This is a genomic window from Ornithinibacter aureus (genome assembly GCF_009858245.1).
Classification (GTDB): Bacteria; Actinomycetota; Actinomycetes; order Actinomycetales; family Dermatophilaceae; genus Fodinibacter; species Fodinibacter aureus.
In genome coordinates, this window is record NZ_VMSB01000001.1 from 1,980,810 (window position 1) to 2,006,325 (window position 25,516).

The window sequence follows — 25,516 nt, forward strand, 5'->3', positions numbered from 1 at the left end:
GCATCGTCAGGCTAGGGCGGTCGATGACATCACGGCATCGTCCGAATCGTCGCGAGCAATGGCCGAACGGTTGATTTGTGACCATCGAATTGCACGCTCACGTTTCAGCGCTCAACGCGAGCCCACCCCCACCGAACCGGCGCGACACGCGCTGAGGAGGGCCGACGGCATCCACGGGTTACCCTGATGGTATGGACGGTCGCGCCCACAATGTATCCGCTGTGCTCAGATTGCTTCTCGGTTTCGTCGTGCTCAGCACGATTGCCGGGTTGCTGATGGCTGGGCTGGCGATCCCTGCGGTCGGTGCCACCGGCCAGATGGCCAAGGGGGGCGTCGGGGTCTTCAACGACCTGCCGAGCGAGTTCACCGTCTCACCGCTGGCGCAACAGTCGCGCATCCTCAACGCCGACGGCAAGGTGATCGCCAACCCGTACGACGAGAACCGCATCATCGTGCCGCTGGCGAAGATCTCGAAGAACATGCAGAACGCGCAGCTGGCCATCGAGGACTCGCGCTTCTACGAGCACAACGGCCTCGACGTGCGCGGCTTCAGCCGGGCCGTGGTCTCCAACCTCCAGGGCGGCGACACCCAGGGGGCGTCGACCCTCACGCAGCAGTACGTCAAGATCTCGCTCCAGTACCGCGCGCTGAGCAACGGGGACAAGGATGCCGCCGCCGCTGCGGTCGAGAAGTCCTACTCCCGCAAGCTCCAGGAGCTCGAGTACGCCCTGAACGTCGAGGAGAACTTCACCAAGGAGCAGATCCTCGAGGGCTACCTCAACCTCGTGTACTACGGCGACCAGGCCTACGGCGTCGAGGCTGCCGCCCAGAACTACTTCGGGGTTTCGGCCGCCAAGCTCAACCTCGGTCAGGCGGCCCTGCTCGCCGGTATCGTGCAACAGCCCACGGCGTTCAACCCGGTGCTGAACCCCAAGGCCGCCCAGTCGCGCCGCAACCTGGTCCTGGACCGCATGCAGGCCCTCGGGCTGGCGTCAGCCAAGGACGTCGCTGCCGCCAAGAAGCAGGAGGTTGCGAAGGTCGTCAAGCGCAAGCCGGCCAAGGGTGTCTGCCACCGCTCCCCCGAGCCCTACTTCTGCGCCTACGTCATGGAGTGGCTGCAGAAGTCACCCCAGATGGCCGTGCTGGGCAAGACCCCGGCCGAGCGCCTGAAGACCATCAACCAAGGTGGGCTGGTCATTCGCACCACGCTCAACCCGGCCATGCAGGCGAGCGCCAAGAAGGAGCTCGCCAAGGCCGTCAAGCCCGGCAACAAGCAGAACCTCGGCGGCGCCGTGACCATGATCGAGCCGGGCACGGGCAAGGTGCTCGCGATGGTTCAGGCCACGGACTTCGCGAAGTACCAGACCAACCTCAACGTCGACCAGGAGTACGGCGGCGGCCCCAACGGCTACCAGATCGGCTCCACCGCGAAGACGTTCGCCCTGGTCGAGGCGCTCGAGCGGGGGATGCCGCTCAACGCCACGATCAACATCCCCGCGTCCAGCCCGACCAAGCCCGCCGTGTTCGAGCCGAGGAACATGGTCGACGAGTGCTCGACCAACGAGCCATGGCCGGTCAAGAACGACTTCTCGATGGGCGCAGGCCCGATGTCACTGCGCGAGGGAGCGGTCAAGTCGGTCAACCCGTTCTTCGCCGCCCTCAACGTGCGCCTCGGTGCATGCTCGGTGCGCGACACCATGATGAAGATGGGCCTGCACCGCGCCGACGGCAAACCCATCTCGGACACCATCTCGGGCATCGCCCTCGGTGCCGGGGAGTCGACCCCGATGAGCGTGGCCAGTGCCTACGCGACCCTGGCCGCGAACGGCAAGTACTGCGAGCCCCAGCCCGTCACCGCCATCAGCACTCCCGACCGCAAGAGCCTGAAGATCCCCGCGGCCAAGTGCAAGCAGGTCATCTCGGCCGACGTCGCCGCTGGCGTCAACGACTTGTTGCAGAGCGTGGTCAAGGGCAACCTCGGGTCAATGTGGAGCAGCAGCGCCCGGCCGGCAGCCGGGAAGACCGGAACGACAGAGCGGTTCAACCAGGTCTGGTTCGCCGGGTACACCCCGCAGATCTCGACGGTGGTGTTGGTCGGCAACCTCAAGCCGGCGAACAAGAACGGCAAGCTCTACACCTTGCGCGGCAAGTGCTTCGGCGACTACGGCTGCCCCAGCCGGGTGTACGGCTCCACCGTGTCCGCACCCATCTGGTCCAAGATCATGAAGAGCGCCCACAAGGGCATGCCGGTCAAGGACTTCAAGAATCCCTCGGCCGACATCCGCAAGGGCAACTACGTGCGGTTGCCGAACGTCATCGGCCGGGGCCCGGACAGCGCGATGGCACGCCTGAAGGAGGCCGGCTTCAGCGGTTTCGTGGCTGGCCGCACCAACAGCAGCCTGCCCGCCGGGACCGTCGCGTTCACCGACCCCTCGGGCTCGGCCCTGCCCGGCGGTCGCGTCGGCCTGTGGCTGTCCAACGGCTACACGCCGCCACCGCCGGCACCCAGGAAGACGGCGGAACCAGCCCCCAAGAAGACGCCGGAGCCGGCGAATACACCCGCCAAACCAGCGCCGAAACCCAAACCGTCGAAGACCTAGCGCAATGACGCGGGCCCGAACCGCCTCCTGGCGGCCCGGGCCCCGTTGCCATGTCCCCGCCTGTCGCCCTACGCCCCGGAGAGCACCTGCTTGACTACGGCGGCCACCCGGCCGCCATCGGCCCGGCCGGCGACCTCGCCCTGGGCCGCCTTCATCACCAGGCCGAGCTGCGACATCCCGATGGCGCCGGTGGCGGCGACCGCCCGGTCCACGATCTCGCGAAGGGCCTCGTCGTCGAGCTGGGCGGGCAGGTAGCCCTCGAGCACGAGCAGCTCGGCCTCCTCGGTCGCCGCGAGCTCTGGGCGGCCCGCGCCGGTGAAGGCGGCGGCGGCCTCCTTGCGCTTCTTGGCCTCCTTGGCGACCACCTTGAGCACCTCGTCGTCGCTGAGCTCGCGCGCCTCGTCACCAGCCACCTCGGCGTTGGTGATCGCGGTCAGCGTCATCCGCAGCGTGCCCGAGCGCACGGTGTCGCGTGCGCGCATCGCATCGTGCAGGTCGTGCTGGAGGCGAGCCTTGAGCGTGTCGTCGGTCATGACTCCAGTCTCCCACCGGCGATTGGGTGGGACGCCACCGGTTTTGCGAGGATGGAGTGATGAACGACCTGGCCCGCACCGCGCTGCGCACCGCTGGCGGCCTCGCCGGCGCCGGTCTCGCCGGGATCGCGTACGCCGCATTCGTGGAGCGCACCTGGTTCACCCTGCGCCGCTTCGCCGTCCCCGCCCTGCCACCCGGGAGCGCTCCGGTGCGCATCCTGCAGGTCTCCGACCTGCACCTGACCCCCGGCCAGCGCAAGAAGATCGACTGGGTCCGTTCTCTGGCCGACCTCGAGCCCGACTTCGTCGTGAACTCGGGAGACAACCTCGCGCACCTGGACGCGGTGCCTCCACTCCTGCGTGCGATGGAGCCGCTCCTCGAGCGGCCGGGTGCGTTCGTCCTGGGCTCGAACGACTACTTCGCCCCGACGCCGAAGAACCCCGCCCGCTACCTCACCAGCCGCCACGCAGAGGCCCCGGCACGACGCTCGACGCTGCCCGTCAAGGCGCTGCGCGACGGGCTGGGCAACAGCGGGTGGGCCGACCTGAACAATGCCCGCACGATCGTGCGGATGGGTGACCACGACGTCGAGCTCGTCGGGGTGAACGATCCGCACATCGGCTACGACCGGTACGCGAAGGTGGCTGGCCCGGCATCCAGCGACGTGTCCCTGACGATGGGTCTGGTGCACGCTCCCTACCAGCGGGTGCTCGACGCCATGGTCGGCGACGGGGCCTCCGTCGTGCTTGCCGGGCACACCCACGGTGGGCAGCTGGCCGTCCCGCTCTGGGGGGCCCTGGTGACGAACTGTGACCTCGACACCACGCGCGCCAAGGGCGTCTCGAGGTGGTGGCCGGGCGCGGGGACAGCCGGTCGTCGGGGCGGCGCCGCGCCGTCGTCGGACGCGCCCGCGGATGCCGCATGGCTCCACGTCTCGGCGGGGCTGGGAACCTCCCCCTACGCTCCGGTGCGCTTCGCCTGTCGCCCCGAGGCAACCCTGCTGACCTTGTTGGCCCGCGACGGCTGAGGCCGATTTCTGTGCGCCGCACCGGGTCGGCTATCCTCGGGTGTCGCTGCACCCCCGGGTGCGGCTAACAGCCACGGGGTGTGGCGCAGCTTGGTAGCGCGCGTCGTTCGGGACGACGAGGCCGCAGGTTCAAATCCTGTCACCCCGACCAGATGATGGCGGTTGCTCGACAGTGTCGGGTGGCCGCCATCACGCGTCTCGGGCACCGCCCCCGGAACGCCGTCCACGTGCCCCTGCCCAGAACGTGGGTGAAAATCGTCGGCTGGACGACGATCTTCACCCACGTTCGCAGAGGGGTCGGGCAGCTGCGAAGTCGGGCAGTCACGAGCGCGGGGTCAGCAGGAGCAGGATCACCGCGATGACGGGGAAGGGCGAGGCGAGGATGCCGAGCACCCGCGCCCCGGCAGGGACGAGCCCGATCGGTCATGTCGCGATGGTATGCCGCCCAGCGGCTCAGATGGCGTCGTCGCGAAGGATCGTCCCGTCGGGGTCGAACGCGTCGTAGAGCCGGGGCGCCCACAGCATCTGGGCCCTGCTCAGCTCCGGCGGGGAGAGCCGGCGCAGGCGGCCGGGTGGTCGCTCGACGCCGTCAGCGCCGGACGGCGCCCCCGAGCGCCGACGCCACCGCACCGAGGTGCCCTTCATCGGCGCCTTGGGTCGGGGCAGGTGCCGACGACCTCGAGGGCCCTCGCCGGCCGCGTACCACGCGTCGAGGGCGTCGGCCCGCTGCGCCATGAGGTCCCACAGCTCGTCGGGGTCATCGGGCACGTCGTCGGGGTGCAGACCGGTGTGCTCCCCCACGAGCTCGCGCCGCAGCCGCCGGGCGAAGCTGTCCCTCGGCGCCGGCTCGTCGAGCCCGCGCACGCGGGTGTCCTGCACGGTGCACGCGATCTCGGAGTCGCTGGACCACGACCTGCGGTTGAAGTTGTCGGAGCCGACGCTGGACCACACGTCGTCGATGACGCACACCTTGGCGTGCACGTAGATCGGGTAGCCGGCTTCGCTCGTCAGCCCGTACACCGCGACGCGCTCACCGCCGGCCTCGAGCAGCAGGTCCATGGCGAGCTTGCGCCCGTAGAGCTGCGGCGGCAGGGACACGGCACCGTCGACGTCCGGCACCACGGGGATCACCGCGATGAGCCGCAGCTCCGGGTTCGCGCGCAGGGCCTCACCGAAGTGCCGGCCGACCTCCTGCGACCACAGGTACTGGTCCTCGAGGTAGATCAGGTGGCGTGCGTGCGCGACCGCCTTGGTGTTGGCATGCGCGATGCTGCGCTCGCCACGCGGGGCGAAGTCGTAGCCCTTGGGCAGGATCGACGGGTAGGTGCGCACGATCTGAACGGCTTCGGATGCCGTCGCGCCCACCGCGGGTGGTGGCGGGTTCTGCGGGGGCAGTGGACGTGGCTGGAGGTCCTCACCCTGGAGCAGGCTCGAGGCGAGCCGCCCCGGGTTGAGCGTCAGCGGGGTGGAGTCCTCCCACCGCTCACGGAACGTGGTCTCGACGTCGGCGACGGCCGGGCCCTGGATGGCCACCTGCACGTCGTGCCACGGAGGCCGCGCACCGAACACCTGAGGCATGGCGATCGGCTGGGGGTCGCCCTCGTGGGCGATGGAGTCACGCCGGCCGTGACAGAGGTCGATCCCGCCGAGGTAGACGATGTCGCGGCCGGCGTCGTCGCGGTGCCGCAGCAGGACGAACTTCTGGTGGTGCGAGCCTCCGGTGCGCACGCGCATGTCGCGCAGGCACTGCCCGCCGGCCTCGTCGATCTCGATGCCGAGCAGTCGCGACTTCTGGGAGTGGAAGCCGAACCGGTGCCAGTGCGAACGCCAGAGCAGCCCTCTCACGTCGACCCCGCGTCGGGCGGCCGCGGCGAACGTCGCGGAGACGCTGGAGCCGGGGTCGTCGGTGAGCAGCTGATCGGGGTCGCCGCGCCAGTCGACGAAGTAGAGCAGGTCACCGTCGCCGAGCGCGCTGATCCGTTCGTGCAGCTCCGCCAGGTAGGAATCCCCGTGCACGATCGCCCGCACGTGGTTGCCCTCGGTCCACGCCACGCCCGGCGGCTTGCCCTCGTCGATGCGGGTGTCGGGGTTCTCCCGCTCGTCGGGGGTGAGGAAGAGATCGGGGATCACGGCCTCATCCTGCCCCGCGAACCCTCCCTCAGATGGCGAAGTACGCGATGACGATGGCGAAGATCAACGGCACCCCGAAGACGACGTCCAGCACGTGGAAGGGCACCCAGAACAGGTGGGTGACCTTCCAGCCGTAGTCGGCCTCCGGCCATTCGGGCGGTACCCAGGTCCGGGCACGCCAGAGGCGCTGACCGACCAGGAGCACGGCGTAGATGGCGACCGCGACCCACCAGGCGTCAACCCCGACGTACTGGCCCACGATCAGCCGCCTCGCTCAGGCCTGACCGAGCGAATCCTTCAGCTCGCGGAACCACGGCACGGTGACGTCGAACTTCTTGTGGCCCTGGATCCGGGGGAACTCGATGGCCCGCAGCGTGTCGCCCTGCTCCTCGTCGTGCCCGACGACACCCGACACCCCGGCCAGCGCCGAGTCGACGGCGAGCGAGGTGCACTGCGCGATGAGGGCGAGGTCTTCGTCGTTGGCCGCGGCCGAGCGGCTGAAGTAGCCGGACTTCTGGACCATGGTCTTCTCGGCCTGGAGCTTCTCGCCGAACTGCTTGGCGAACCATGCGCCGGGGTTGACCTTGTCGAGCTGCACGTGACCGAACGGGTCGACCGGCACCTCCTGGCCGGCTGCCTTGAGCTCCTCGACGACCTCGGCCACGCCGGCGCCCTCGGAGAGGAAGATGTTGACGCAGCCGATCTCGTCCATGATCGCCTTGAGACGCTCGGCCTCGGCCGCGATGTCGATGTGCTCCTCGGGCACGAACACGGCGTGTACGTCCCAGCAGCGCGGGTCGTTGCCGAAGCCCTCGACGAACTGCTGCTCGGCCACCCATGCGTGGTAGCGGCGGGCGGTCTCGGCGGTCAGCCAGCCACAGTTGCGGCCCATGACCTCGTGCACGATGAGCATCCGGGGGTTCGAGGAGTGCTCGGCGATGATGTTCTGCGCATAGATCGAGCCCTGCTCGGCGGCCGTCCACGCCCCCAGCGACTGGCGGATCGGCACGACGTCGTTGTCGATCGTCTTGGGCAGCCCCACGACGGTCAGCTCGTAGTCGTTGTCGTGCAGGTAGGCCGCGAGGTCGGCCGCGGTCGTGTTCGTGTCGTCGCCACCGATGGTGTGCAGCACGTCGACGCCATCCTTGGTGAGCTGCTCGGCCGCGACGTGCAGCGGGTCCTGACCCTCCTGCACCAGCCCGCGCTTGACGCAGTCGGCGACGTTGGTCAGCTTGACGCGGGAGTTGCCGATCGGCGACCCGCCGCGCAGGTGGAGCAGGTGGGCGTTCTCCCGGACCTCCGGCGTCACCTCGACCCACTCGCCGCGCAGCAGGCCGGCATACCCACCGAGGTAGGCGATGATCCGCACGTCCGGGGCGACCTCGCTGTAGCGCTCGATGAGCCCGCCGACGGCGGAGGACAGGCACGGTGCAAGCCCTCCGGCGGTGAGCATGGCGACGGTGCGAACGGTCATGGGGTGCTCCTGGTGTCCGGTGCTGGTGGTCTGGGGTGCTCGATGGTGCGCGACGACGACGCTGGCGCCACGGCATCCATTGTGGTGGTTTCGGTGAGATCGCGTGCGACGAGCTCGGCGGTCTGGACCATGTTCAGGGCCGCCCCCTTGCGCAGGTTGTCGCCGCTGATGAACAGGTCGAGGGTCATCGGCGCGTCCGGCGCCTGACGGATGCGCCCGGCGAAGCGCGGGTCGGCCCCGACGACGTCGTTCGGAGTGGGGAACTCGGGCTCGTCGGGGTCGTCGAGGACGACGATGGTGGGGGCCTCGACGAGGGCCTGCCGAGCATCGGCGACCCGGACCTTGCGCGCGAACGTGGCGTGGACGATGACCGAGTGCGACGACACCACCGGCACCCGGATGCACGTGGTCGTGATGGGAAGGTCGGGGATGCCGAGGATCTTGCGGGTCTCGTCGCGCACCTTGACCTCCTCGCTCGTCCAACCGTCGCCGACGTGGTGACCGACGAACGGGATGACGTTGAGCACCAGCGGCGCGGGGAAGACCGACTCACCCAGCTCGTGCTCGACGAGGCGGCGCACGTCGCCCGGGCGGGTCCCGAGCTCACGGTCGCCGTGGACCACGTCGAGCTCGTCGTGCAACCGGCTGATGCCCGCCCGGCCTAGACCGGATGCCGCCTGGAGGGTCGTGATGACCAGTTCCGTGAGCTCCCAGGCTGCGTGGAGCACGGCGAGGGCGTCGATCATCGTCATGACCGTCGCGCCCGGGTTGGCGATGATGCCGCGGGGCCGGTCGGCGACCCGTTGCGGGTTGACCTCGGGGACGACGAGGGGCACGTCGTCCTCGGTGCGGAAGACGGTGCTGTTGTCGATGGCCACGACCCCTCGGGCCGCGGCGAGCTCGACCCACTCGCGGGCGATCCCCGGTGGGATGTCGAAGATCGCGACGTCGACGCCGTCGAAGAACTGCGGGGTCAACGCCTCGACGACGGCCTCCTGGCCGGCGACCCGGAGCACCGTGCCGACGTCCTCGGCGCCTGCGGCCAGACGCACCTGCGCCCAGTGGGAGTGCCGCGTGGGCAGCACGTCGAGGACGACGCGACCCACGGCACCGGTGGCACCGACCACCGCAAGGGTCGGCTGCCACCCCGTGGACCGTGCCTGGTTGGTGCCCACGTCAGCGGCCGGTGCCCCCGTAGACGACGGCCTCGCCCTCGCTGGAGTCCAGCCCGAAGGCCGTGTGCACGGCGCGAACGGCGTCATCGAGGAGGTCACCGCGGGTGATGACAGAGATGCGGATCTCGGAGGTGGAGATCATCTCGATGTTGACCCCGGCGTCGGCGAGTGCCTTGAAGAACGTCGCGGACACACCCGGGTTCGAGCGCATGCCGGCACCGACGAGCGAGAGCTTGCCGATCTGGTCGTCGAACTGCACGGCACTGAAGCCGACGTCGGCCTGCACCCGCTGCAGCGCCTCGACCGCGGCGGTGCCGTCGGTCTTGGGCAGCGTGAAGGAGATGTCGGTGAGGCCGGTGGCGGTGGCGGAGACGTTCTGGACGATCATGTCGATGTTGATCTGGGCCAGTGTCACCGCCTCGAAGATCTTGGCCGCCATGCCGGTGCGGTCGGGAACGCCGACGACGGTCACCTTCGCCTCGCTGCGGTCGTGGGCCACACCGGCGATGATCGGGGCTTCCACGGCGTCTCCTTCAGGTCCTTCGGGTGCGGGGTGGTCGGTGACGATCGTGCCCTCCTTGTGGGAGAACGACGACCGCACGTGGATGGGGATGTCGAAACGGCGGGCGTACTCGACGCTGCGCAGGTGCAGCACCTTGGACCCCGAGGCAGCGAGTTCGAGCATCTCCTCGTTGGAGATGCGATCCAGCTTGCGGGCGCTGGGCACGATGCGCGGGTCAGCGGTGAAGACGCCGTCGACGTCGGTGTAGATCTCGCACACGTCGGCGCGCAGCGCGGCGGCCAGCGCCACGGCGGTGGTGTCGGTGCCGCCCCGGCCCAGGGTGGTGATCTCCTTGGTGCCCTGGCTCACGCCCTGGAAGCCGGCGACGATGACGATGTGACCCTTGGCCAGGGCCTCGGTGATGCGCCCCGGGGTGACGTCGATGATCTTGGCCTTGCCGTGCACGCCGTCGGTGATGACGCCGGCCTGGCTGCCGGTGAACGAACGGGCGCTGAAGCCCAGGTCGGAGATCGCCATCGCGACCAGGGCCATCGAGATGCGCTCACCGGCGGTCATCAGCATGTCGAGCTCGCGCGGCGGCGGGACGGGGCTGACCTCCTGCGCGAGGTCGAGCAGGTCGTCGGTGCTGTCCCCCATCGCCGAGACCGCGACGACGACGTCGTTCCCGGCCTTCTTCGTCTCCGCGATCCGCCTCGCGACCCGCTTGATGCTCTCGGCGTCGGCGAGCGACGATCCGCCGTACTTCTGGACGACGATGGGCAACGTGCTACTCCCGTGACGGTGTTTCGGTGGGCTCTGACACTCTAACCGGCCGTCCACGGAGCGGACACGGTGCCCAGATGCCGAACGAACGGCATCCGCCCACCCCCGACTCCTGCCGCAGGTTCGGTCAGGGGTGGAGGGCGTCGAACTCGGCCTCGGACACCGCATCCGGATCGGCGTCCAGGCGCACGTGCGCGAGCAGGGTCTGGACCACGCGCAGGGCGGCGGCGGCCCGCTCTCCCCAGTGCGACAGGTAGCTGAACTGCCACCACCACAGGGCCTCGAGGGTGCGCCCGGCCTCGTGGTGGCTCAGGCCGTGGCTGAGCGCTGAGGCGATGTCGACGAGGTCGTTGCTGAGGTAACCGACGACGGGTTCGGGGTCGAGCACCGGGTCGACGACGTCGCCGTACTCGTCCAGGCCCTCGAACACGTTGGCCAGGCCGGCGCGCAACGGGTCGAACTCGGCGTCCGGCCCGGCATCGGGTTCGAAGCGCTCGGCCGGGACGACGTCCTCCACGGCACCCAGCCTGGCCCCCATGACGAGCACCTGCGACAGGGCGAGCAGCGCCATCGGCAAGGTGGCGTCCGGGGAGTTTCCGGCGGCGATCTCGCGCACGGTCACGAGGTACATCTGCGCGTCGGCGGCCGACTCCGCAGCGATCTGGCCCCAGTCGTCGGAGGCGGAGGGGGACGCGACCGAGAACTCAGACATCGATGAGCCTGCGTCCTTCGAAGGCACGCCCGAGGGTGACCTCGTCGGCATACTCGAGGTCACCGCCGACGGGCAGTCCGGAGGCCAGTCGCGTCACCCGCAACCCGAAGTCCTTGAGCATGCGCGACAGGTAGCTGGCCGTCGCCTCACCCTCGAGGTTGGGGTCCGTCGCGATGATGACCTCGGTGACCGTGCCGTCGCCGAGCCGAGTCATCAGCTCACGGACCCGCAAGTCGTTGGGGCCGATGCCGTCGATGGGGCTGATCGCGCCACCGAGCACGTGGTAGCGGCCGCGGAACTCACGGGTGCGCTCGACCGCCACGACGTCCTTGGGCTCCTCGACCACACAGATCGAGTGCACGTCACGGCGCGGATCCAGACAGATCCGGCACTGCTGCGCCTCGGCGATGTTGAAGCACGTCTGGCAGAAGCGCACCTTGGCCTTGACCTCGGTCAGGGCGTGGGCCAGCCGCTCGACGTCGGCCGCGTCGGACTGCAAGAGGTGGAACGCGATTCGCTGCGCGCTCTTGGGGCCGACACCCGGCAGCCTGCCGAGTTCGTCGATGAGGTCCTGGACCGCGCCTTCGTACACGTGATGAGCCTACGACCTCGCGGCGACCCTGTCTCCCGACGCCGCGCAGCAGGTCCGGGTGACTCGGTCAGGCGCCGACGAGGGTGTAGTCGCCTGCCTCGGCCAAAGCCGCCACGACCTCATCGGTGGTCAGTGGGCGCTGGGCCGCGACCCGCACGACGGACTCCCCGCCGCTGACGACCTCGACCTCGACGCCGTCGACGCCGTCGAGGGCGCTCAGCTCGTCGGTGACCGCGTGGGCGCAGTGGCCACAGGTCAGGCCCGTGGCCCGGAACGTCTGCGTGCTGGGGGCGGTGTTGCTGGTGTCATCGGTGGTCACGGCGTCTCCTCTATCTGGGATGGGTGTGGTTCAGATGCCGACCGCGGCACCGGAGCCCGGCGGCAACTCGTTGTAGGCGTCGACCCGCTCCTGGCCGGACAGCGCTGCGATGGCGTCCATGACCTCGTCGGTGAGCATCCGACGGGCCTTGCCCGACGGCATCCCCGCATAGTCCTGCGGGCTGATCGGGCGTCCGAACGACACGTGCACCTTGGCCAACCGGGGGAATCGCCCGCCGATGGGCTGCACCTTGTCGGTGCCGATGAGCCCGATCGGCACGATGGGTACGCCGGCGGTCAGCGCAAGCCACGCGACCCCGGTGCGCCCCTTGTAGAGCCGTCCGTCGCGCGAGCGGGTGCCCTCGGGGTAGATGCCGAACGCGCGGCCCTCGCGCAGCACGATCAGCGCTGCGTCGAGGGACTCCTGGGCGGCGCGAGAGGAGTGCCGGTTGACGGGAATGGCGTTGGTGCCCTCGAAGAACGCCCGCCTGATTGACCCGCTGACCCCGGTGCCGGTGAAGTAGTCGGACTTCGCGAGGAAGCTCACCGGCCGCGGCGCCGCGATCGGGATGGCGAAGGAGTCGATGAAGGACAGGTGGTTGCTCGCGAGCAGCACCCCACCGTGGAGTGGGACGTTCTCGGTGCCGGTGATGGTCGGACGCCAGAGCAGCTTGCTGAGCGGCGCGACGACGCCGTGGCTGACGGCGTAGGAGCGCGAGCTCATCGGGGTTGCTCCGAGATGACCGTGCCACCGAGGATGCGCTCGACGACGGGCACCCCGACGTCGGCGAGGTCATCGATCGACTCGTCGTCGTCGCTGATCGCGGTGTCGTCGACGACGTGCTCGACGGGGGGCTGCTCGACCTCTTCGGCGACCACGGCCTTGGCCCGCTCGAACGGGCTGGCCCACGACGGTGCCGACTCCACCGGCGGCGGCGCGTCCGACCAGCTGGCCGGCTCCCGCGTGGGCGACACGGGGGCCTGCGGGGTGGCGGATGGCGCTGGCGCTGGCGCGTTGACCTGCGGGCCGGATGCCGGGGAGCCGGGCGCGCTGTCGAGCGGCGGTGCCGGTGCCGGTGCCGGTGCGGGTCGGGACTCCTGCTGGGGCGAGCCGCCAGCGCTGCCGTCAGCACGCGCCGGGGCAGGTTCCACCGGATCGCCCTCGGACGGCTTGACCGCGTCGGAGGCCTGCCCGTCGATCCGCGCATCGACGCCGAGGACGTCGATGAGGGCCTGCCGTACGTAGTCGGCGTGGGCCCCGCGGCGGAAGGTCTCGACGAGCCCGACCGTGGAGATGCCGAGCAGCACCCTTTGCCCGTCGTAGTCGAGGACCTGCGCGTTCTGCGCCACGAACGTCCAGGTCACCCGCTTGTGGCGGCTCAACCACTCGAGCACGTCGGGCCAGGACCGCCGGATCGCGTCGGTATCGATGCCGCCGGCGCCGGCTGGCCTCGCGGGGGCAGCGTGCTGCGCTGGAGCCGCCGGGACTGGCGCGGGCTCGGCCACTGGCGCCGCAACTGGCGCGGTCACCGGCTCAGGCGCCGGTGCGGGCGCAGGCGCAGGAGCAGGTGCGGCCACCGGGGCGGGCGCAGGCACAGGTGCGGCGTAGGCAACCGCACCGGTCGGCACCCCACCCACGTCGAGGCGACGCTCGAGCCGGTCGAGGCGAGCGGCATACCCCGCCTCCCCCGCCGCCCCCGGCAGCAGCACGCGGGCCGCGATGAGCTCGAGCTGCAACCGCGGCGCCGTCGCCCCGGTCATCTCGGTGAGGCCGGCATTGACGACATCTGCCGCGCGCGACAGCGCCCCCGATCCGAAGGCAGCCGACTGCGCCATCATCCGCTCGAGCTGGTCCTGCGGGATGTGCCGCAGCACCTGCCCAGCCCCCTCACCGACCGCCGCCACGACGATGAGGTCACGCAGTCGTTCCAGGACGTCCTCGACGAATCGCCGGGGGTCCAAGCCCGTCTCCACGACCCGGTCGATCGTGCGGAACACCGACCCGGCATCCCCTGCCGCGAACGCGTCGATCGCCCCGTCGAGCAGCTCACCGTCGGTGAAGCCGAGCAGCGCGGCAGCCGACTCGTACGTCAGCCCGGCCTCACCCGACCCGGCCATCAACTGGTCGAGCACGGACAGCGAGTCACGCACCGACCCCCCACCGGCCCGCACGACGAACGACAGCACCCCCGGCGCCACCGCCACGCCCTCGCGCACGCACAGCTCCTCCATGTAGCTGTGCAGGCGGGCTGGCGGAACGAGCCGGAACGGGTAGTGGTGGGTGCGCGAACGGATCGTGCCGATGACCTTCTCGGGCTCGGTCGTCGCGAACACGAACTTCACGTGCTCGGGCGGCTCCTCGACGATCTTCAGCAGCGCGTTGAACCCCTGCGGGGTCACCATGTGCGCCTCGTCGATGATGTAGATCTTGAAGCGGCTCTGCGCCGGGCCGTACGAGGCACGTTCGCGCAGGTCGCGGGCGTCGTCGACCCCACCGTGCGAGGCGGCGTCGATCTCGATGACGTCGACCGTTCCCGACCCGCCCCGGGCCAGCGCCACACAGGAGTCACAGGTGCCGCACGGGGTGGCGGTCGGGCCCTGTCCACAGTTCAGGCACCGGGCGAGGATGCGGGCACTCGTCGTCTTGCCGCACCCGCGGGGCCCGGAGAACAGGTAGGCGTGGTTGACGCGGCCGGTGCGCAGCGCCTGCATGAGCGGTTCGGTCACGTGCTCCTGCCCGATGACGTCGGCGAACGTCTCGGGGCGGTAGCGGCGGTACAACGCAGTGCTCACCTGTCGAACCCTAGCCGCGATGCCGGACATCCCGTAGGCCGTGCCGTCACCTGTGGACGCCGCCCCGTGTGGGTGCTGGTTGGGTTCTCGGCCTCGACCCGACGTACGCTGACAAACGTGCGCATCGACGTCTGGTCCGACATCCTCTGCCCGTTCTGCCACCTCGGCAGGCGGCACCTCGAGCTTGCCCTCGAGCAGTTCGAGCACCGCGACGAGGTGGGGGTGGTCTGGCACAGCTTCCAGCTCGACCGCACCGCCGAGCCGGTCGACGACGCCCCGGTGATCGACCGGATCGCGACGAAGTACGGCGTCCCGCGCGAGCAGATGGTCGCCCAGCACGAGCAGATGGCGCGTGACGCGGCATCCGTCGGCCTTGACTTCCAGTGGGAGACGCTGCGCGGCGGCAACTCCTACGACGCCCACCGCCTCATCCACTTCGCCCGCACCCTCGGCCTCGAGGAGCCGCTCACGCAGCGCCTCATGACGGCCTGGTACTCCGAGGGCGAGGCCATCGGCGACCAGGACACCCTCGTGCGCCTCGCTGTCGAGGCTGGCCTCGAGGCGGATGCCGTCCGCGCCCTCCTCGCGAGCGACGAGCACGGCATCGACGTGCGCACCGACCTCGCCCTCGCCTCGCAGATCGGCATCACCTCGGTGCCGACCTTCGTCCTCGACCAGAAGTACGGCGTGACCGGCGCCCAGCCCGTCGAGGTGCTGCTCAGCTCCATCCGTCAGGTCTGGGACCTGCAGGGCACCGAGCCCGAACCGGTCGCCGAGGCGGGCGGCTGCGGTGGCGGGTGCTGTGGCGGTGTGTGCGGCAGCGACCGGGGTGAGGCGGCCGACGGCACCGAGGCCGCCGAGGCACCGGTGGCCGACCCCGCCCGGGCATAAGGACACCCCGCGTACCTGGAAGAGCCCACCTGCCCTTGCTGCATTCCTGCCCTGGGGGAGTTCGGCGGGGTACCACCACGCGGGGTGCCGCTGGCAATCCTAAGCGCCCTCACGGCATCCGACTAAATCGCCTGACGAGAAGGACGACATGACCCCCCGAACGCTGTTCACCTGGCTCGCTCGCGCCGAGGTGGTGACCTGGACGCTGCTGCTCATTGGCATGGCGCTGAAGTACGTCACCCGCACGACCGATCTCGGCGTCAGCGTGTTCGGGTTGGTGCACGGCGTGGTGTTCCTCGCGTTCGTGCTCGTGACGGTCGTGCTGTGGGTCGACCAGCGCTGGCCGCTTCGCGAGGTCGTGCTCGTGCTCGCCTGCGGCATCCCGCCGTTCGCGACGCTGTACGCCGAGCGGCGGGTCGAGCGCCTCCAGCTCGCGCCGAGCCGCTGGCGACTGCGGGCCGGCGGCGACGAAGCGGCATCGGTGCCCGAGCGTGCCGTCGCAGCCGCTCTCGCCCGGCCGGTTGCCGCCGCCCTCGTCGGGGCGCTCGCCGTGGGGGCCGCGACGCTCGTGCTCCTGCTCATCGGCCCGCCGCCGGTGCCGGGCAGCGGCGCCTGAACGTTCGCGGCGCCACTGCACCGCCCGTGACGGCCGCGGCTCAGGGGAGCATGAAGACCAGCGGCTGGGCGGTCGCCAGCGCGGGGGCAACCGCGCCGATGAGCATCGAGGCGCCGATCGAGAGCCAGAACCCGGCCCAGCCGCCGTACCTGCGGTGGGACATCGATCCCGTCGACCGCGGGGGCCCGTCACGGGCAGCCACCTCGTCGAGCGGTGCGTCCGGCGGCCGTGGCCGGAGGATTTCGAGCACGGCAAGGGCGAGCAGCCCCAGGCCGAACGGCAGTCCGAGCATCCAGAACCAGAACCAACGGTTCCCGCGGCTCGGCCTCGGGCCCATGATGACGACAAGCAGCGCACCGAGGCTCAGTGCCGAGCCGGCCTTGCCGACGCCGCCGGAGAACGTCGTGAAGGTCACCGACGTGGTGCGGTCCTCGATGCCGTTCGTGTCGAGGCGATCGGCGATGGCCTCGAGCGCCAACGGCGAGGCGATGTTGGGGTCGACGACCCGCAGGGCCGCCACGGGCGCGTCCACCCAGTAGGCGATCGTGGGCCTGCCGTTGCCCGTGGACCACTCGTCGGCGTCCGGCTCACGCAGGGCGTCACGACCCTGCTCCGGGCCAGGGCTGACCTCGGGGCTGTTCGTCGAGACGAACCAGCCACTGGGTTTGTCGACGAGAGTGACCACCGCGAAGCCCATGACCTCCCCCGTGGCCAGGTCCGACTCGACCTGGCCGGGCGGCACGACGCGCGGTTGGGTGACCCACGTCGCGGTCAGCCAGATGGCCCAGGCCAGCACGGCAACGACACCGAGCACCTGCCTGAGTGGAGCCTGCGCGAGGGTGAGTCGGATGCCGGCGAGCCAAGGCGCGCTCTGCGTCACCGACGGTCGATCGTCGCGTGTGGCGACCATGCGCTGGCCGCCTCCTGATGCTCCCCCGGTGCTCATCGCGCCATCATCGCACCGCCGCGATTTCGGGGCGAGCGTTCCCTCTAGTAACCTCGCCCGCGGAGGATTCGCATAGTGGCCTAGTGCGCACGATTGGAAATCGTGTTGGGATAAAACCCTCGGGGGTTCAAATCCCCCATCCTCCGCCAGCCGAGGAGCCCCGGTCGCCTGCGACCGGGGCTCCTCTGTGCGTTTCGTGGCACGTCAGGCGAGCGGCAGCCCTGAACCGACTCGGCACCGGGCGTCGTGCAGGGCGATCAGGCGCTGCTCGTCGACGGTGGGTATCGCCCCTGACGCGCTGACCAGCCGGCACACGGCGTAGCCGTCGCACTTCTGGCGGTACTGCGCCAGCCACTCCTCATGACCCTGTCGCGCCCGCTCGTCGGCGAAGGGCCACCGCCAGGACGGTGCGCCCCAGTCCACCCGGAACGGCTTCGGCGTCAGCCGCGCCCGGTAGCTGTCGTGCGTGGCACAGAGCTCCACGTACAGCGGGTCCGACGACAACTCCGTCAGCAGGTCCCGCGCCCGCGGCGACATCGGCGGTGCCTGCGCCCCCGTGACGATGACCCTCAGCCCCGCGGCCGTCCGGTACACCCGCACCCCCAGCTCGGGATGCCGCTGCGCGAACGCCCACACCGGCTCGCACGCCCGGCGTTCGACGCTCTCCTGGTCCGTCGGGGCGGGCAGGTCGGCTGCGCGCACCACCTCCGACGCCGGCCGGTCCTGAGGTCGGGGGTCCTGGGGTCGGGGGTCCTGCGGCGACGTGGTCATCGGCGTGGGTTCCGGGCCCCCGGAGACCACCCGCCACAGCCGGGTCAAGAATCCACCGCCCACCGACGCGCCTCCAACGCCGTCGGATGCCGTGTCACCCCCACCGGCATCCCCCTCACCTCCCAGCTCTGGCACGTCGACGTCGGCGATGAACAGCACGTCCGAGCACAGCACCTCGCACCCCATCCGGTTGCGGGTGACCACCCCCAGCCGGTGACCCGACGACGAGGCGACCTCCTCGAGGATCGGCTCACGCAACGGCATCCGGGGGTAGTAGCCGCGCCCGTCCGGCAGACCGCCCTCCACGGCCACCCGCTCCAGCGCCTCCGCCAAGCGCGAGCGCGCCACCCCCTGGGCGTCGAACTCCGAGGTCTGCGACCAGCCCCACACGACGAGCTCTCCGCCCTCGGCCCCGAGGTGCGGGCTGAAGCCCGATGCCGTGGCCCAGTACTGGGGAATCTCCATCCGGGCAGTCTGGCATTCCGCTCGTCGCGCGAACCGCCCGCCCACGGACGGTTCCTACCGCACCGGTGGCGCCGAACGCTCACCCTCAGCACGATGAGGTTCCATGAGCAACGGCGCCTACGCAGCGGCATACGAGCAGTCGATCTCCGACCCGACGACGTTCTGGGGCGACGCCTCCAGGGCCATCGAGTGGATCACCGAGCCCACGACGGTGCTCGACGACACCAACCCGCCGTTCTACCGGTGGTTTCGCGGCGGATCCCTCAACACCTGCTTCAACGCCCTCGACCGGCACGTGCGCGACGGCCGCGGCGAGCAGGCCGCGCTGATCTACGACAGCCCGGTCACCTCGACGGTCGAGACGATCAGCTACGCCGAGCTGCTCACCCGGGTCGCGACGTTCGCCGGCGCGCTGGACTCGCTCGGCGTCACCAAGGGCGACCGGGTCGTCATCTACATGCCGATGGTGCCCGAGGCCGTCGTCGCGATGCTCGCGTGCGCCCGGCTCGGTGCGATCCACTCGGTCGTCTTCGGCGGGTTCGCCCCGGCCGAGCTCGCGGCGCGCATCGAGGACGCGAAGCCCAAGGTGATCGTCGCGGCATCCTGCGGCATCGAACCCAGCCGGGTCGTGGAGTACAAGCCGATGCTCGATGCCGCGCTCGACCGCAGCAGCCACACGCCCGAGTCGGTCATCGTCCTGCAGCGCGAGCAGGCCGCCGCGTCCGTCGGCGAGCGCGACACCGACTGGGAGGAACTGGACTGGGACGAGCTCGTCACCGACGCCGAGCCGGTCGGCTGCGTCGAGGTCGAGGCGACTGACCCGCTCTACGTCCTCTACACCTCGGGCACGACCGGGCGACCCAAGGGCATCGTGCGCGACAACGGCGGCCACGCCGTGGCGCTGCGGTGGTCGATGGCCAACGTCTACGGCATCGAGCCCGGGGACGTGTGGTTCACGGCATCCGACGTCGGCTGGGTCGTCGGCCACTCCTACATCGTGTACGCGCCGCTGCTCACGGGCGCGACGACCGTGCTCTACGAGGGCAAGCCCGTCGGCACCCCCGACGCGAGCGCCTTCTGGCGGGTCATCGCCCAGCACGGGGTGAAGGCGATGTTCACCGCGCCGACCGCCTACCGGGCCATCAAGCGCGAGGACCCGACCGGGTCCCTCATGGCCGGTCACGACCTGTCGAGCCTGCAGACCGTGTTCCTCGCGGGCGAACGCCTGGACCCCGACACCTATGAGTGGGCCAGCCAGGTGCTCGGCGTGCCGATCGTCGACAACTGGTGGCAGACCGAGACCGGCTGGCCGATCGCGGCGAACCTGCGCGGCCTGGAGCCGATGCCGATCAAGGCGGGCTCTCCGTCGGTGCGCGTGCCCGGCTACGACGTGCAGGTGCTCGACGACGCCGGCCAGCCGGTGCCGCCCGGCCACGAGGGCGCCATCGCCATCAAGCTGCCGCTTCCGCCCGGCACCCTGCCCACCCTGTGGGAGGACGACGAGCGCTACGTCGCCGGCTACCTCTCGGTGTACGAGGGGTACTACCTCACCGGTGACGGCGGGATGATCGACGACGACGGCTACCTCTACGTCATGGGACGTACCGACGACGTGCTCAACGTCGCCGGCCACCGGCTGTCGACCGGCTCGATCGAGGCCGCGCTGGCCGGTCACCCCGCGGTCGCCGAGTGTGCGGTCATCGGAGTGGCCGACGACTTCAAGGGCCAGGTCCCGCGTGGGCTCGTCGTGCTCAAGGGTGGCATCGACGGCACTGGCGACGAGGGTGTGCGCATCTGCAAGGAGCTCGTGCAGCGGGTGCGTGACGAGGTCGGCGCGGTCGCGAGCCTGAGGCAGGTCGACATCGTCGCCGGGCTGCCGAAGACGCGCTCGGGCAAGATCCTGCGCAAGACGATGCGGGAGCTGGCCGACGGCAAGGTGCCCACGGTGCCCGGCACGATCGAGGACGCGTCGGTGCTCGACGCCCTCGGCCCGGTGCTGCGCCCCGCCTGAACGGGTGGCCTGACGGCGTGGTGGGGCCTCCGGCGCGGGGGTCGACGCAGTAGTTCGGCCTGCGACCGGTAATTGCTGCGTGCCATCCGAACTTGTGCATGCTGGGAAGTAGCGCGCGGCATCCGAACTTCTGCGTTCCGCCGACAGCGGTTCGGTGAGCGGACCCTCGGGCGGGCTGCGCACCATCAGGGCGACGATGGCCCCGTGGAGAGCGTCATCCTGGGGTTCGCGACGATCGTCGCGGTCATCGGCGTCGGCGCGCTGGTCGCCCACCTCGGGGTCGTCGACCTCGGCGCGCAACAGGTGCTCAGTCGAGTCGCATTCTTCGTGGCATCTCCCGCGCTGCTCGTCACGACCGTGGCCGACGCCGATGTCAGCGACGTGCTGTCGCGCGGGCTGGCCGCGACGGTGGTCGCGGTCGTCATACCCGCGGCGACCTACGTGCTGATCGCGCGGTGGCGTTGGCGTCGATCGGCCGGTGAACGAGTCATCGGCGCGCTCTCGAGCTCCTACGTCAACGCCGGTAACCTCGGCCTCCCCGTGGCTGCCTACGTTCTCGGAGACGCAGCACTGGTCGCGCCGACCCTGCTGCTGCAGCTTCTCGTGCTCCAGCCCCTGGCCCTGGCGGTCCTCGACGCCGACGTGCGCGGCACCCGACCGTCGGTCTCCGAGGTGTTGCTGCGGCCGTTCACGAACCCCCTGACGATCGGCACCCTCGTGGGGCTCCTCCTGTCGATCACGGGATGGCGCCTGCCCCCGCTCGTCGCCGACCCGGTCGAGCTGATCGGGGCCATGGCCGTGCCCGGCATGCTGCTCGCCTACGGCATCTCGCTACGTCTGGGCCCCGGGTTCGGCGGAGACGTGCCCCCTGGCGAGCTGGCGCTGACGAGCGGGCTCAAGCTCGTCGTCCAGCCTCTGGTCGCGTATGCCGTGGCGCACCACGCGCTCGGTCTGTCGGGTCACGCCCTGCTCGCCGTCGTCGTGTGCGCGAGCCTGCCCACGGCGCAGAACATCTTCGTGCACGCCACCCGCTACGACCGGTCGAGCACCTTGGCGCGCGACACCATCCTCGTGACGACGACCGGGGCGGTGCCGCTGATCATGCTCGTGGTCTGGTTGCTCGGCTGAGGAGGTTGCGAGCGGATGCCGGGTGGCCGGCATCCGCTCGCGGGCCGGCATCCGAACGTGGTCCAGAATGTCGCCATGATCACCGTCGAGCTCGCGCGTGCCCTCATCGGCGCCGGTGTCCTGTGGGAGCCCGCTGCCGGCGACCGGTTCGTCATCGATGCCGAGCTGCTCACCGGTGAGGTGTTCTGGATCAGCGACCTCACCGTCGAGGTGCAGACCTACCGCGACCAGTCACTGCTCGGCTTCAACGGCACGACCGAGTGGGCGCTGGACTCGGTGACGCTCGACCAGGCGCTGTGGCTGCCCCGCGAGGACCAGCTGCGCGAGCTGCTCGGTGACCGCCTCGAGGTGGTGCGACGGCTTGAGGGTGAGTGGGAGCTGACGTATGCCGTCGCGCCGGGCTACGTGCGCACCGTCACCGATGTCGACCTCGAGTGCGCGTACGCCAAGGCGATCCTGACCCTGTGACCCGAGACCGGCCCTGACGGAGTCAGCGGCGGCGGCTGGTCCCGAACACCGACCGGGTGATCTCGCGGCCGATGACCGTGCCCGCCGAACGCAGCATCGACTTGAACGCACTCGACTTCACGACCATGTCGACCATGCCCGGCTCAGCGGCCTTGCGGCGCTCCTCGGCGGCCCGGGCCTTCTCCGCAGCAGCGGCCTCCTTGGCGGCCTCGCGCGCAGCAGCCTTCTCGGCCGCCAGTCGCTCCTTCTCGGCGGCAGCAGCGGCCGCGGCCCGGACCTTGGCATTCTCGGCTTCCTGCGCAGCGAGCTTCTCGGCCTCGGTGCGGGCGATCTCGGCCTTGCCGAGCATCTCGGAGGCCGACTCGCGCTCGAGGTAGGTCGAGTACTTGGCGGCCAGCGGCGACACGGCGACCGCCTCGGTGAGCAGCGCCGGCGGCGACGGGGCCATGAGCGACTCGGGGGCGCGCATGCGGGTCCAGGCGACCGGGGTCGGCACCCCCTTGTCGGACAACACCGTCACCACGGCCTCACCGGTGCCGAGCGAGGTCAGCAGCTCCTCGAGGTCGTAGGCGGTGTTCGGGTAGGTGCGCACCGCAGCCTTGAGCGCCTTCGCGTCGTCCGGGGTGAACGCGCGCAGGGCGTGCTGCACGCGGCTGCCGAGCTGGGCCAGCACGTCACTCGGCACGTCCTTGGGCGACTGGGTCACGAAGAACACGCCGATCCCCTTGGACCGGATGAGCCGCACGGTCTGCTGAATCGCGTCGAGAAACGGCTTGCTCGCCCCGTTGAACAGCAGATGCGCCTCGTCGAAGAAGAAGACGAGCTTCGGCTTGTCGAGGTCCCCGACCTCGGGCAGGTCGTGGAACAGATCGGCGAGCAGCCACATCAGGAAGGTCGAGAAGAGCTGCGGACGGTTCTGCACCCCGGGCAGCTCGAGCATCGAGATCAGGCCACGGCCGTCGGGTGCGGTGCGCAGCAGGTCGGCGGTGTCGAACTCGGGGAGGCCGAAGAACACGTCGGCGCCCTGGGCGGAGAAGTTCACCAGCTCACGCAGGATCACCCCGGCCGTGACCGACGACAGGCCACCGAGCTCCTTGAGGTCGGCCTTGCCCTCGGGGCTGGTCAGGAACTGCACGACGGCCCTCAGGTCGGGGATGGTGTCGAGCCACAGCCCCTTGGTGTCGGCGTAGTGGAAGACCAGGCCGAGGCTGGACTCCTGGGTGGCGTTCAGGCCCATGACCTTCGAGAGCAGGGTCGGCCCGAACGTCGAGACGCTGGCCCGCACGGGGATGCCGGTGCCCTGCCCGCCGAGCGCGTAGAACTCCACGGGGTACGAGGTCGGCTGCCAGTCCATGCCGATGTCGGCCGACCGTGAGGTGATCCGCTCCCCCGGTTCACCCGGGGTCGCCATCCCCGACAGGTCGCCCTTGATGTCGGCCAGGAAGACGGGCACTCCCTGCTCGACGAGCTGCTCTGCCATGAGCTGGAGGGTCTTGGTCTTGCCGGTTCCGGTGGCGCCGGCGACCAGGCCGTGGCGGTTCATCGCCGACAGCGGGATCCGCACCTTCGCGTCGGGGTGGGCGGTCCCGTCGATGACGGCGGCACCGAACTCCAGGGTCGGGCCCTCGAAGCCGTATCCCGCGCGGATCTCGTCGAGCTGGCTGGTCTTCACGTTCTCGCTCACGGCGCCAATCTAGTGCGCGTCCGGCACTTCCACCGGGCGGTGCGGCACGACGCGGCATACAGTGACCCCGTGATCTTCAAGGCAGTCGGCGACAATCGCCCCTACCCGGACCACGGGTACACGACGCGCCAGTGGTCGGGGGTGCCTCCGCGTCTCGTGCGCCTCGACGAGCTCGTCACGACCAAGCGCGAGCTCGACCTGCAGATGCTCCTCTCGGAGGACTCCACCTTCTACGGCGACCTCTTCGCCCACGTCGTGGAGTGGCAGGGCACGCTCTACCTCGAGGACGGCCTCCACCGCGCGCTGCGCGCCGCGCTGCACCAGCGACCGACCCTGCACGCCCGGGTGCTCTCCTTGTGATGGAGGTGTGATGAGCGAGACGTCGGATGCCGTGGACCCCCACGAGCGCCAGCGCCGCCGGTCCCTGATCACCATCGGTGTCGTGCTGCTCGGCCTCTTCTTCGCGTTCTGGTACGCGTGGTCGTACTACCAGGCCGAGACCGAGGCGGCCGCGGCCCGGCCGCCTGCTGCCACGTGCGCCCCGTTCGACCCCAAGGCGGTTCGGGCCGAGGACACCACGGTCAACGTCTACAACGCGTCCTCGCGTCAGGGACTTGCGGCATCCGTGTCCAAGTCGCTCACCGAGCGGGGGTTCGTCATCGGCAAGGTCGCCAACGACCCGACCGAGCGCAAGGCACCCGCCGTCGCCGAGGTCCGCCACGGCCCCGCCGGCGTGGCCCAGGCGAAGCTCCTCCAGTCGACGTTGCCCAAGGGCACGGTGCTGTTCGCCGACAAGCGAAAGGGCGCCACCGTCGACGTCGCGCTCGGGGCGAAGTACACGGGGCTCGCCCCCGCCGCCACGGCATCCGGCCTGCCCACCTGCCCCGCACCGTCGGCGTCGTGACCCCGTGCACCCCCACGCCCTGCAATGACGACGGCGATGACCCCGCGACGATGAGCGCCCTCGTCGACCTCGGCACCGACGCGCTCCCCCGCAAGGCGCGGCCGATCTCGCTCTCGGCGCAGATGAGCGCGCGGACGGCCTTCGCGGCCGTGGCCACCGAGTGCACGGAGCACTGGCGCACCAACGAGGCCCGACTGGTGCACTCGCGGGCGATGCCGCACCTGCACCAGACCCGGGTCGGCATCCGCCGGCTGAGGTGCGCGGTGTCGCTGTTCCGGCCCGTCCTGGGGAAGCAGTCGCCCGTGGTGGAGGCTGCGCACGCCATCCGGGAACTCGCCCTGCCGTTCGGCCACGCCCGTGACCTCGACGTGCTGCTCGCCGGGGAGGTCCTCGACGGCCGCCACGAGCGCGAGGTCGCGGCACTCTGGCAGGCCCGTGAGTCCGCGTACGACGAGGTGCTGCACATCCTCGGACGGCCACGCTGGCGCAGGGCCAGCGCGCACATCGACCGCGCCCTGCTCGGTGTGCCGTGGCTCCTGGGTGACGACCCGCCCGTGGGTGAGCTGGCCGCGAGCGCCCTCGACAAGCGCTGGCGCCGTGTCGCCGGGCAGCACGACCACATCGCCGAGATGTCTCCGGCCGACCGCCACCGGGTGCGCATCGAGGCCAAGAAGCTGCGGTACGGGTGCGAGTTCTTCGCCTCCCTCTACCCTCAGGGCTCGGATGCCGGGGGCGGGCTTCGCGTGGTGACGAGCAGCGGCGAGGTGCTCACCGGGCCACTGGCCTACGCCTGGTACGTCGAGGACGTGCAGTCGGCGCTGGGGGCCGTCAACGACCACCACATCGCCGACACCTTGCTGCGGTCGGTGGGAGCCCGGGCTCCTGAGGTCGACGAGGCAGCCCTGGTGGAGGCCGGTGTCGCGGCCTGCGAACGGCTGGCCGCGATCGAGCCCTTCTGGCGCTGAACCCACGACTTATTGCACTCCAGCCAC

Annotated in this window: 24 protein-coding genes, 2 tRNA genes and 1 other RNA gene; 12 read left to right on the plus strand and 15 right to left on the minus strand. The window is 70.4% G+C overall.

Annotation, left to right across the window (positions count from 1 at the left end; all coding sequences use genetic code 11):
• Positions 1–248: 248 nt before the first annotated feature.
• Entirely contained in the window at positions 249–2,600 is a 2,352-nt protein-coding gene (locus tag C8E84_RS09410; RefSeq protein ID WP_246196869.1) for a transglycosylase domain-containing protein, read from the plus strand.
• Positions 2,601–2,668: 68 nt separating this feature from the next.
• On the opposite strand, the gene C8E84_RS09415 is transcribed toward C8E84_RS09410, so the two are convergent.
• On the minus strand, positions 2,669–3,133 hold the full coding sequence (locus tag C8E84_RS09415) for a GatB/YqeY domain-containing protein (protein WP_159901544.1): 465 nt from the start codon (positions 3,131–3,133) through the stop codon (positions 2,669–2,671).
• Positions 3,134–3,192: 59 nt separating this feature from the next.
• On the opposite strand from C8E84_RS09415, the gene C8E84_RS09420 reads away from it, so the two are divergent.
• Positions 3,193–4,161, plus strand: coding sequence for a metallophosphoesterase (locus C8E84_RS09420; protein ID WP_159901546.1), 969 nt, complete (start codon positions 3,193–3,195; stop codon positions 4,159–4,161).
• Positions 4,162–4,235: 74 nt separating this feature from the next.
• A tRNA-Pro gene (locus C8E84_RS09425) sits at positions 4,236–4,312 on the plus strand.
• Between the two features lie 302 nt (positions 4,313–4,614).
• Here C8E84_RS09425 and C8E84_RS09430 read toward each other — a convergent pair.
• The 10 genes from C8E84_RS09430 to C8E84_RS09475 form a co-directional block, all read right to left on the minus strand.
• A complete protein-coding gene (locus C8E84_RS09430) occupies positions 4,615–6,291 on the minus strand; it encodes a phospholipase D family protein (RefSeq protein ID WP_159901548.1) in 1,677 nt (558 codons plus the stop codon).
• 28 nt (positions 6,292–6,319) lie between these two features.
• Positions 6,320–6,550: a hypothetical protein gene (locus tag C8E84_RS09435; RefSeq protein ID WP_159901550.1), complete on the minus strand. Its 231-nt coding sequence runs from the start codon at positions 6,548–6,550 to the stop codon at positions 6,320–6,322.
• Between the two features lie 15 nt (positions 6,551–6,565).
• Positions 6,566–7,765, minus strand: coding sequence for a pyrophosphate--fructose-6-phosphate 1-phosphotransferase (locus C8E84_RS09440; protein ID WP_159901552.1), 1,200 nt, complete (start codon positions 7,763–7,765; stop codon positions 6,566–6,568).
• The gene (locus C8E84_RS09445; protein WP_246196870.1) at positions 7,762–8,940 is read right to left on the minus strand and encodes an aspartate-semialdehyde dehydrogenase; all 1,179 of its coding nucleotides are present in this window, start codon (positions 8,938–8,940) and stop codon (positions 7,762–7,764) included. Before C8E84_RS09445 ends, C8E84_RS09440 begins: the two co-directional genes overlap by 4 nt.
• Position 8,941: 1 nt before the next feature.
• Positions 8,942–10,225: an aspartate kinase gene (locus C8E84_RS09450; RefSeq protein ID WP_159901554.1), complete on the minus strand. Its 1,284-nt coding sequence runs from the start codon at positions 10,223–10,225 to the stop codon at positions 8,942–8,944.
• Between the two features lie 127 nt (positions 10,226–10,352).
• Positions 10,353–10,937 (minus strand): DUF5063 domain-containing protein, encoded by a 585-nt coding sequence (locus C8E84_RS09455; RefSeq protein ID WP_159901556.1) that lies wholly within the window; start codon positions 10,935–10,937, stop codon positions 10,353–10,355.
• The gene (gene recR / locus C8E84_RS09460; protein WP_159901558.1) at positions 10,930–11,529 is read right to left on the minus strand and encodes a recombination mediator RecR; all 600 of its coding nucleotides are present in this window, start codon (positions 11,527–11,529) and stop codon (positions 10,930–10,932) included. Before recR ends, C8E84_RS09455 begins: the two co-directional genes overlap by 8 nt.
• Before the next feature lie 67 nt (positions 11,530–11,596).
• Positions 11,597–11,848: a cation transporter gene (locus C8E84_RS09465; protein WP_159901560.1), complete on the minus strand. Its 252-nt coding sequence runs from the start codon at positions 11,846–11,848 to the stop codon at positions 11,597–11,599.
• A gap of 30 nt (positions 11,849–11,878) precedes the next feature.
• Complete coding sequence (locus tag C8E84_RS09470) at positions 11,879–12,571, minus strand: lysophospholipid acyltransferase family protein (RefSeq protein WP_159901562.1); 693 nt, start codon at positions 12,569–12,571, stop codon at positions 11,879–11,881.
• Positions 12,568–14,640, minus strand: a complete 2,073-nt coding sequence (locus C8E84_RS09475) for a DNA polymerase III subunit gamma and tau (protein WP_159901564.1) — start codon at positions 14,638–14,640, stop codon at positions 12,568–12,570. Before C8E84_RS09475 ends, C8E84_RS09470 begins: the two co-directional genes overlap by 4 nt.
• A 117-nt stretch (positions 14,641–14,757) precedes the next feature.
• Here C8E84_RS09475 and C8E84_RS09480 point away from each other — a divergent pair, with 117 nt between their 5' ends.
• Positions 14,758–15,531: a DsbA family oxidoreductase gene (locus C8E84_RS09480; protein ID WP_159901566.1), complete on the plus strand. Its 774-nt coding sequence runs from the start codon at positions 14,758–14,760 to the stop codon at positions 15,529–15,531.
• On the opposite strand, the gene ffs is transcribed toward C8E84_RS09480, so the two are convergent.
• Positions 15,527–15,623, minus strand: an RNA gene (gene ffs, locus C8E84_RS09485) — signal recognition particle sRNA small type. The genes C8E84_RS09480 and ffs overlap by 5 nt on opposite strands.
• Before the next feature lie 56 nt (positions 15,624–15,679).
• Here ffs and C8E84_RS09490 point away from each other — a divergent pair.
• Entirely contained in the window at positions 15,680–16,147 is a 468-nt protein-coding gene (locus C8E84_RS09490) for a DUF3817 domain-containing protein (protein ID WP_159901568.1), read from the plus strand.
• Positions 16,148–16,187: 40 nt separating this feature from the next.
• Here the strand turns inward: C8E84_RS09490 and C8E84_RS09495 are convergent, their stop codons facing one another.
• A complete protein-coding gene (locus C8E84_RS09495; protein WP_159901570.1) occupies positions 16,188–17,093 on the minus strand; it encodes a hypothetical protein in 906 nt (301 codons plus the stop codon).
• Between the two features lie 61 nt (positions 17,094–17,154).
• Between C8E84_RS09495 and C8E84_RS09500 the strand changes: the two genes are divergently transcribed.
• Positions 17,155–17,242 (plus strand) — tRNA-Ser (locus tag C8E84_RS09500).
• 55 nt (positions 17,243–17,297) lie between these two features.
• Here the strand turns inward: C8E84_RS09500 and C8E84_RS09505 are convergent.
• A complete protein-coding gene (locus C8E84_RS09505; protein WP_159901571.1) occupies positions 17,298–18,329 on the minus strand; it encodes a hypothetical protein in 1,032 nt (343 codons plus the stop codon).
• Positions 18,330–18,432: 103 nt separating this feature from the next.
• Between C8E84_RS09505 and C8E84_RS09510 the strand changes: the two genes are divergently transcribed.
• The 3 genes from C8E84_RS09510 (at position 18,433) to C8E84_RS09520 (ending at position 21,936) form a co-directional block, all read left to right on the plus strand.
• Positions 18,433–20,340 carry an AMP-binding protein gene (locus tag C8E84_RS09510; RefSeq protein WP_159901573.1) on the plus strand — a complete coding sequence of 636 codons (1,908 nt, stop codon included), beginning with the start codon at positions 18,433–18,435 and terminating at the stop codon, positions 20,338–20,340.
• A gap of 204 nt (positions 20,341–20,544) precedes the next feature.
• Entirely contained in the window at positions 20,545–21,468 is a 924-nt protein-coding gene (locus tag C8E84_RS09515) for an AEC family transporter (protein WP_159901575.1), read from the plus strand.
• A gap of 75 nt (positions 21,469–21,543) precedes the next feature.
• Positions 21,544–21,936, plus strand: a complete 393-nt coding sequence (locus C8E84_RS09520) for a hypothetical protein (protein WP_159901577.1) — start codon at positions 21,544–21,546, stop codon at positions 21,934–21,936.
• Positions 21,937–21,958: 22 nt separating this feature from the next.
• Here the strand turns inward: C8E84_RS09520 and C8E84_RS09525 are convergent, their stop codons facing one another.
• Positions 21,959–23,620: a helicase HerA-like domain-containing protein gene (locus tag C8E84_RS09525; protein ID WP_159901579.1), complete on the minus strand. Its 1,662-nt coding sequence runs from the start codon at positions 23,618–23,620 to the stop codon at positions 21,959–21,961.
• Between the two features lie 69 nt (positions 23,621–23,689).
• Here C8E84_RS09525 and C8E84_RS09530 point away from each other — a divergent pair, with 69 nt between their 5' ends.
• Genes C8E84_RS09530 through C8E84_RS09540 form a run of 3 tightly spaced genes read left to right on the plus strand, consistent with a single transcriptional unit; the run spans position 23,690 to position 25,489 of the window.
• Positions 23,690–23,980, plus strand: a complete 291-nt coding sequence (locus C8E84_RS09530; RefSeq protein ID WP_159901581.1) for a type II toxin-antitoxin system VapB family antitoxin — start codon at positions 23,690–23,692, stop codon at positions 23,978–23,980.
• 10 nt (positions 23,981–23,990) lie between these two features.
• Positions 23,991–24,524, plus strand: coding sequence for a LytR C-terminal domain-containing protein (locus tag C8E84_RS09535; RefSeq protein WP_159901583.1), 534 nt, complete (start codon positions 23,991–23,993; stop codon positions 24,522–24,524).
• Positions 24,525–24,574: 50 nt separating this feature from the next.
• Positions 24,575–25,489: a CHAD domain-containing protein gene (locus C8E84_RS09540; RefSeq protein WP_159901585.1), complete on the plus strand. Its 915-nt coding sequence runs from the start codon at positions 24,575–24,577 to the stop codon at positions 25,487–25,489.
• Positions 25,490–25,516: the final 27 nt, after the last annotated feature.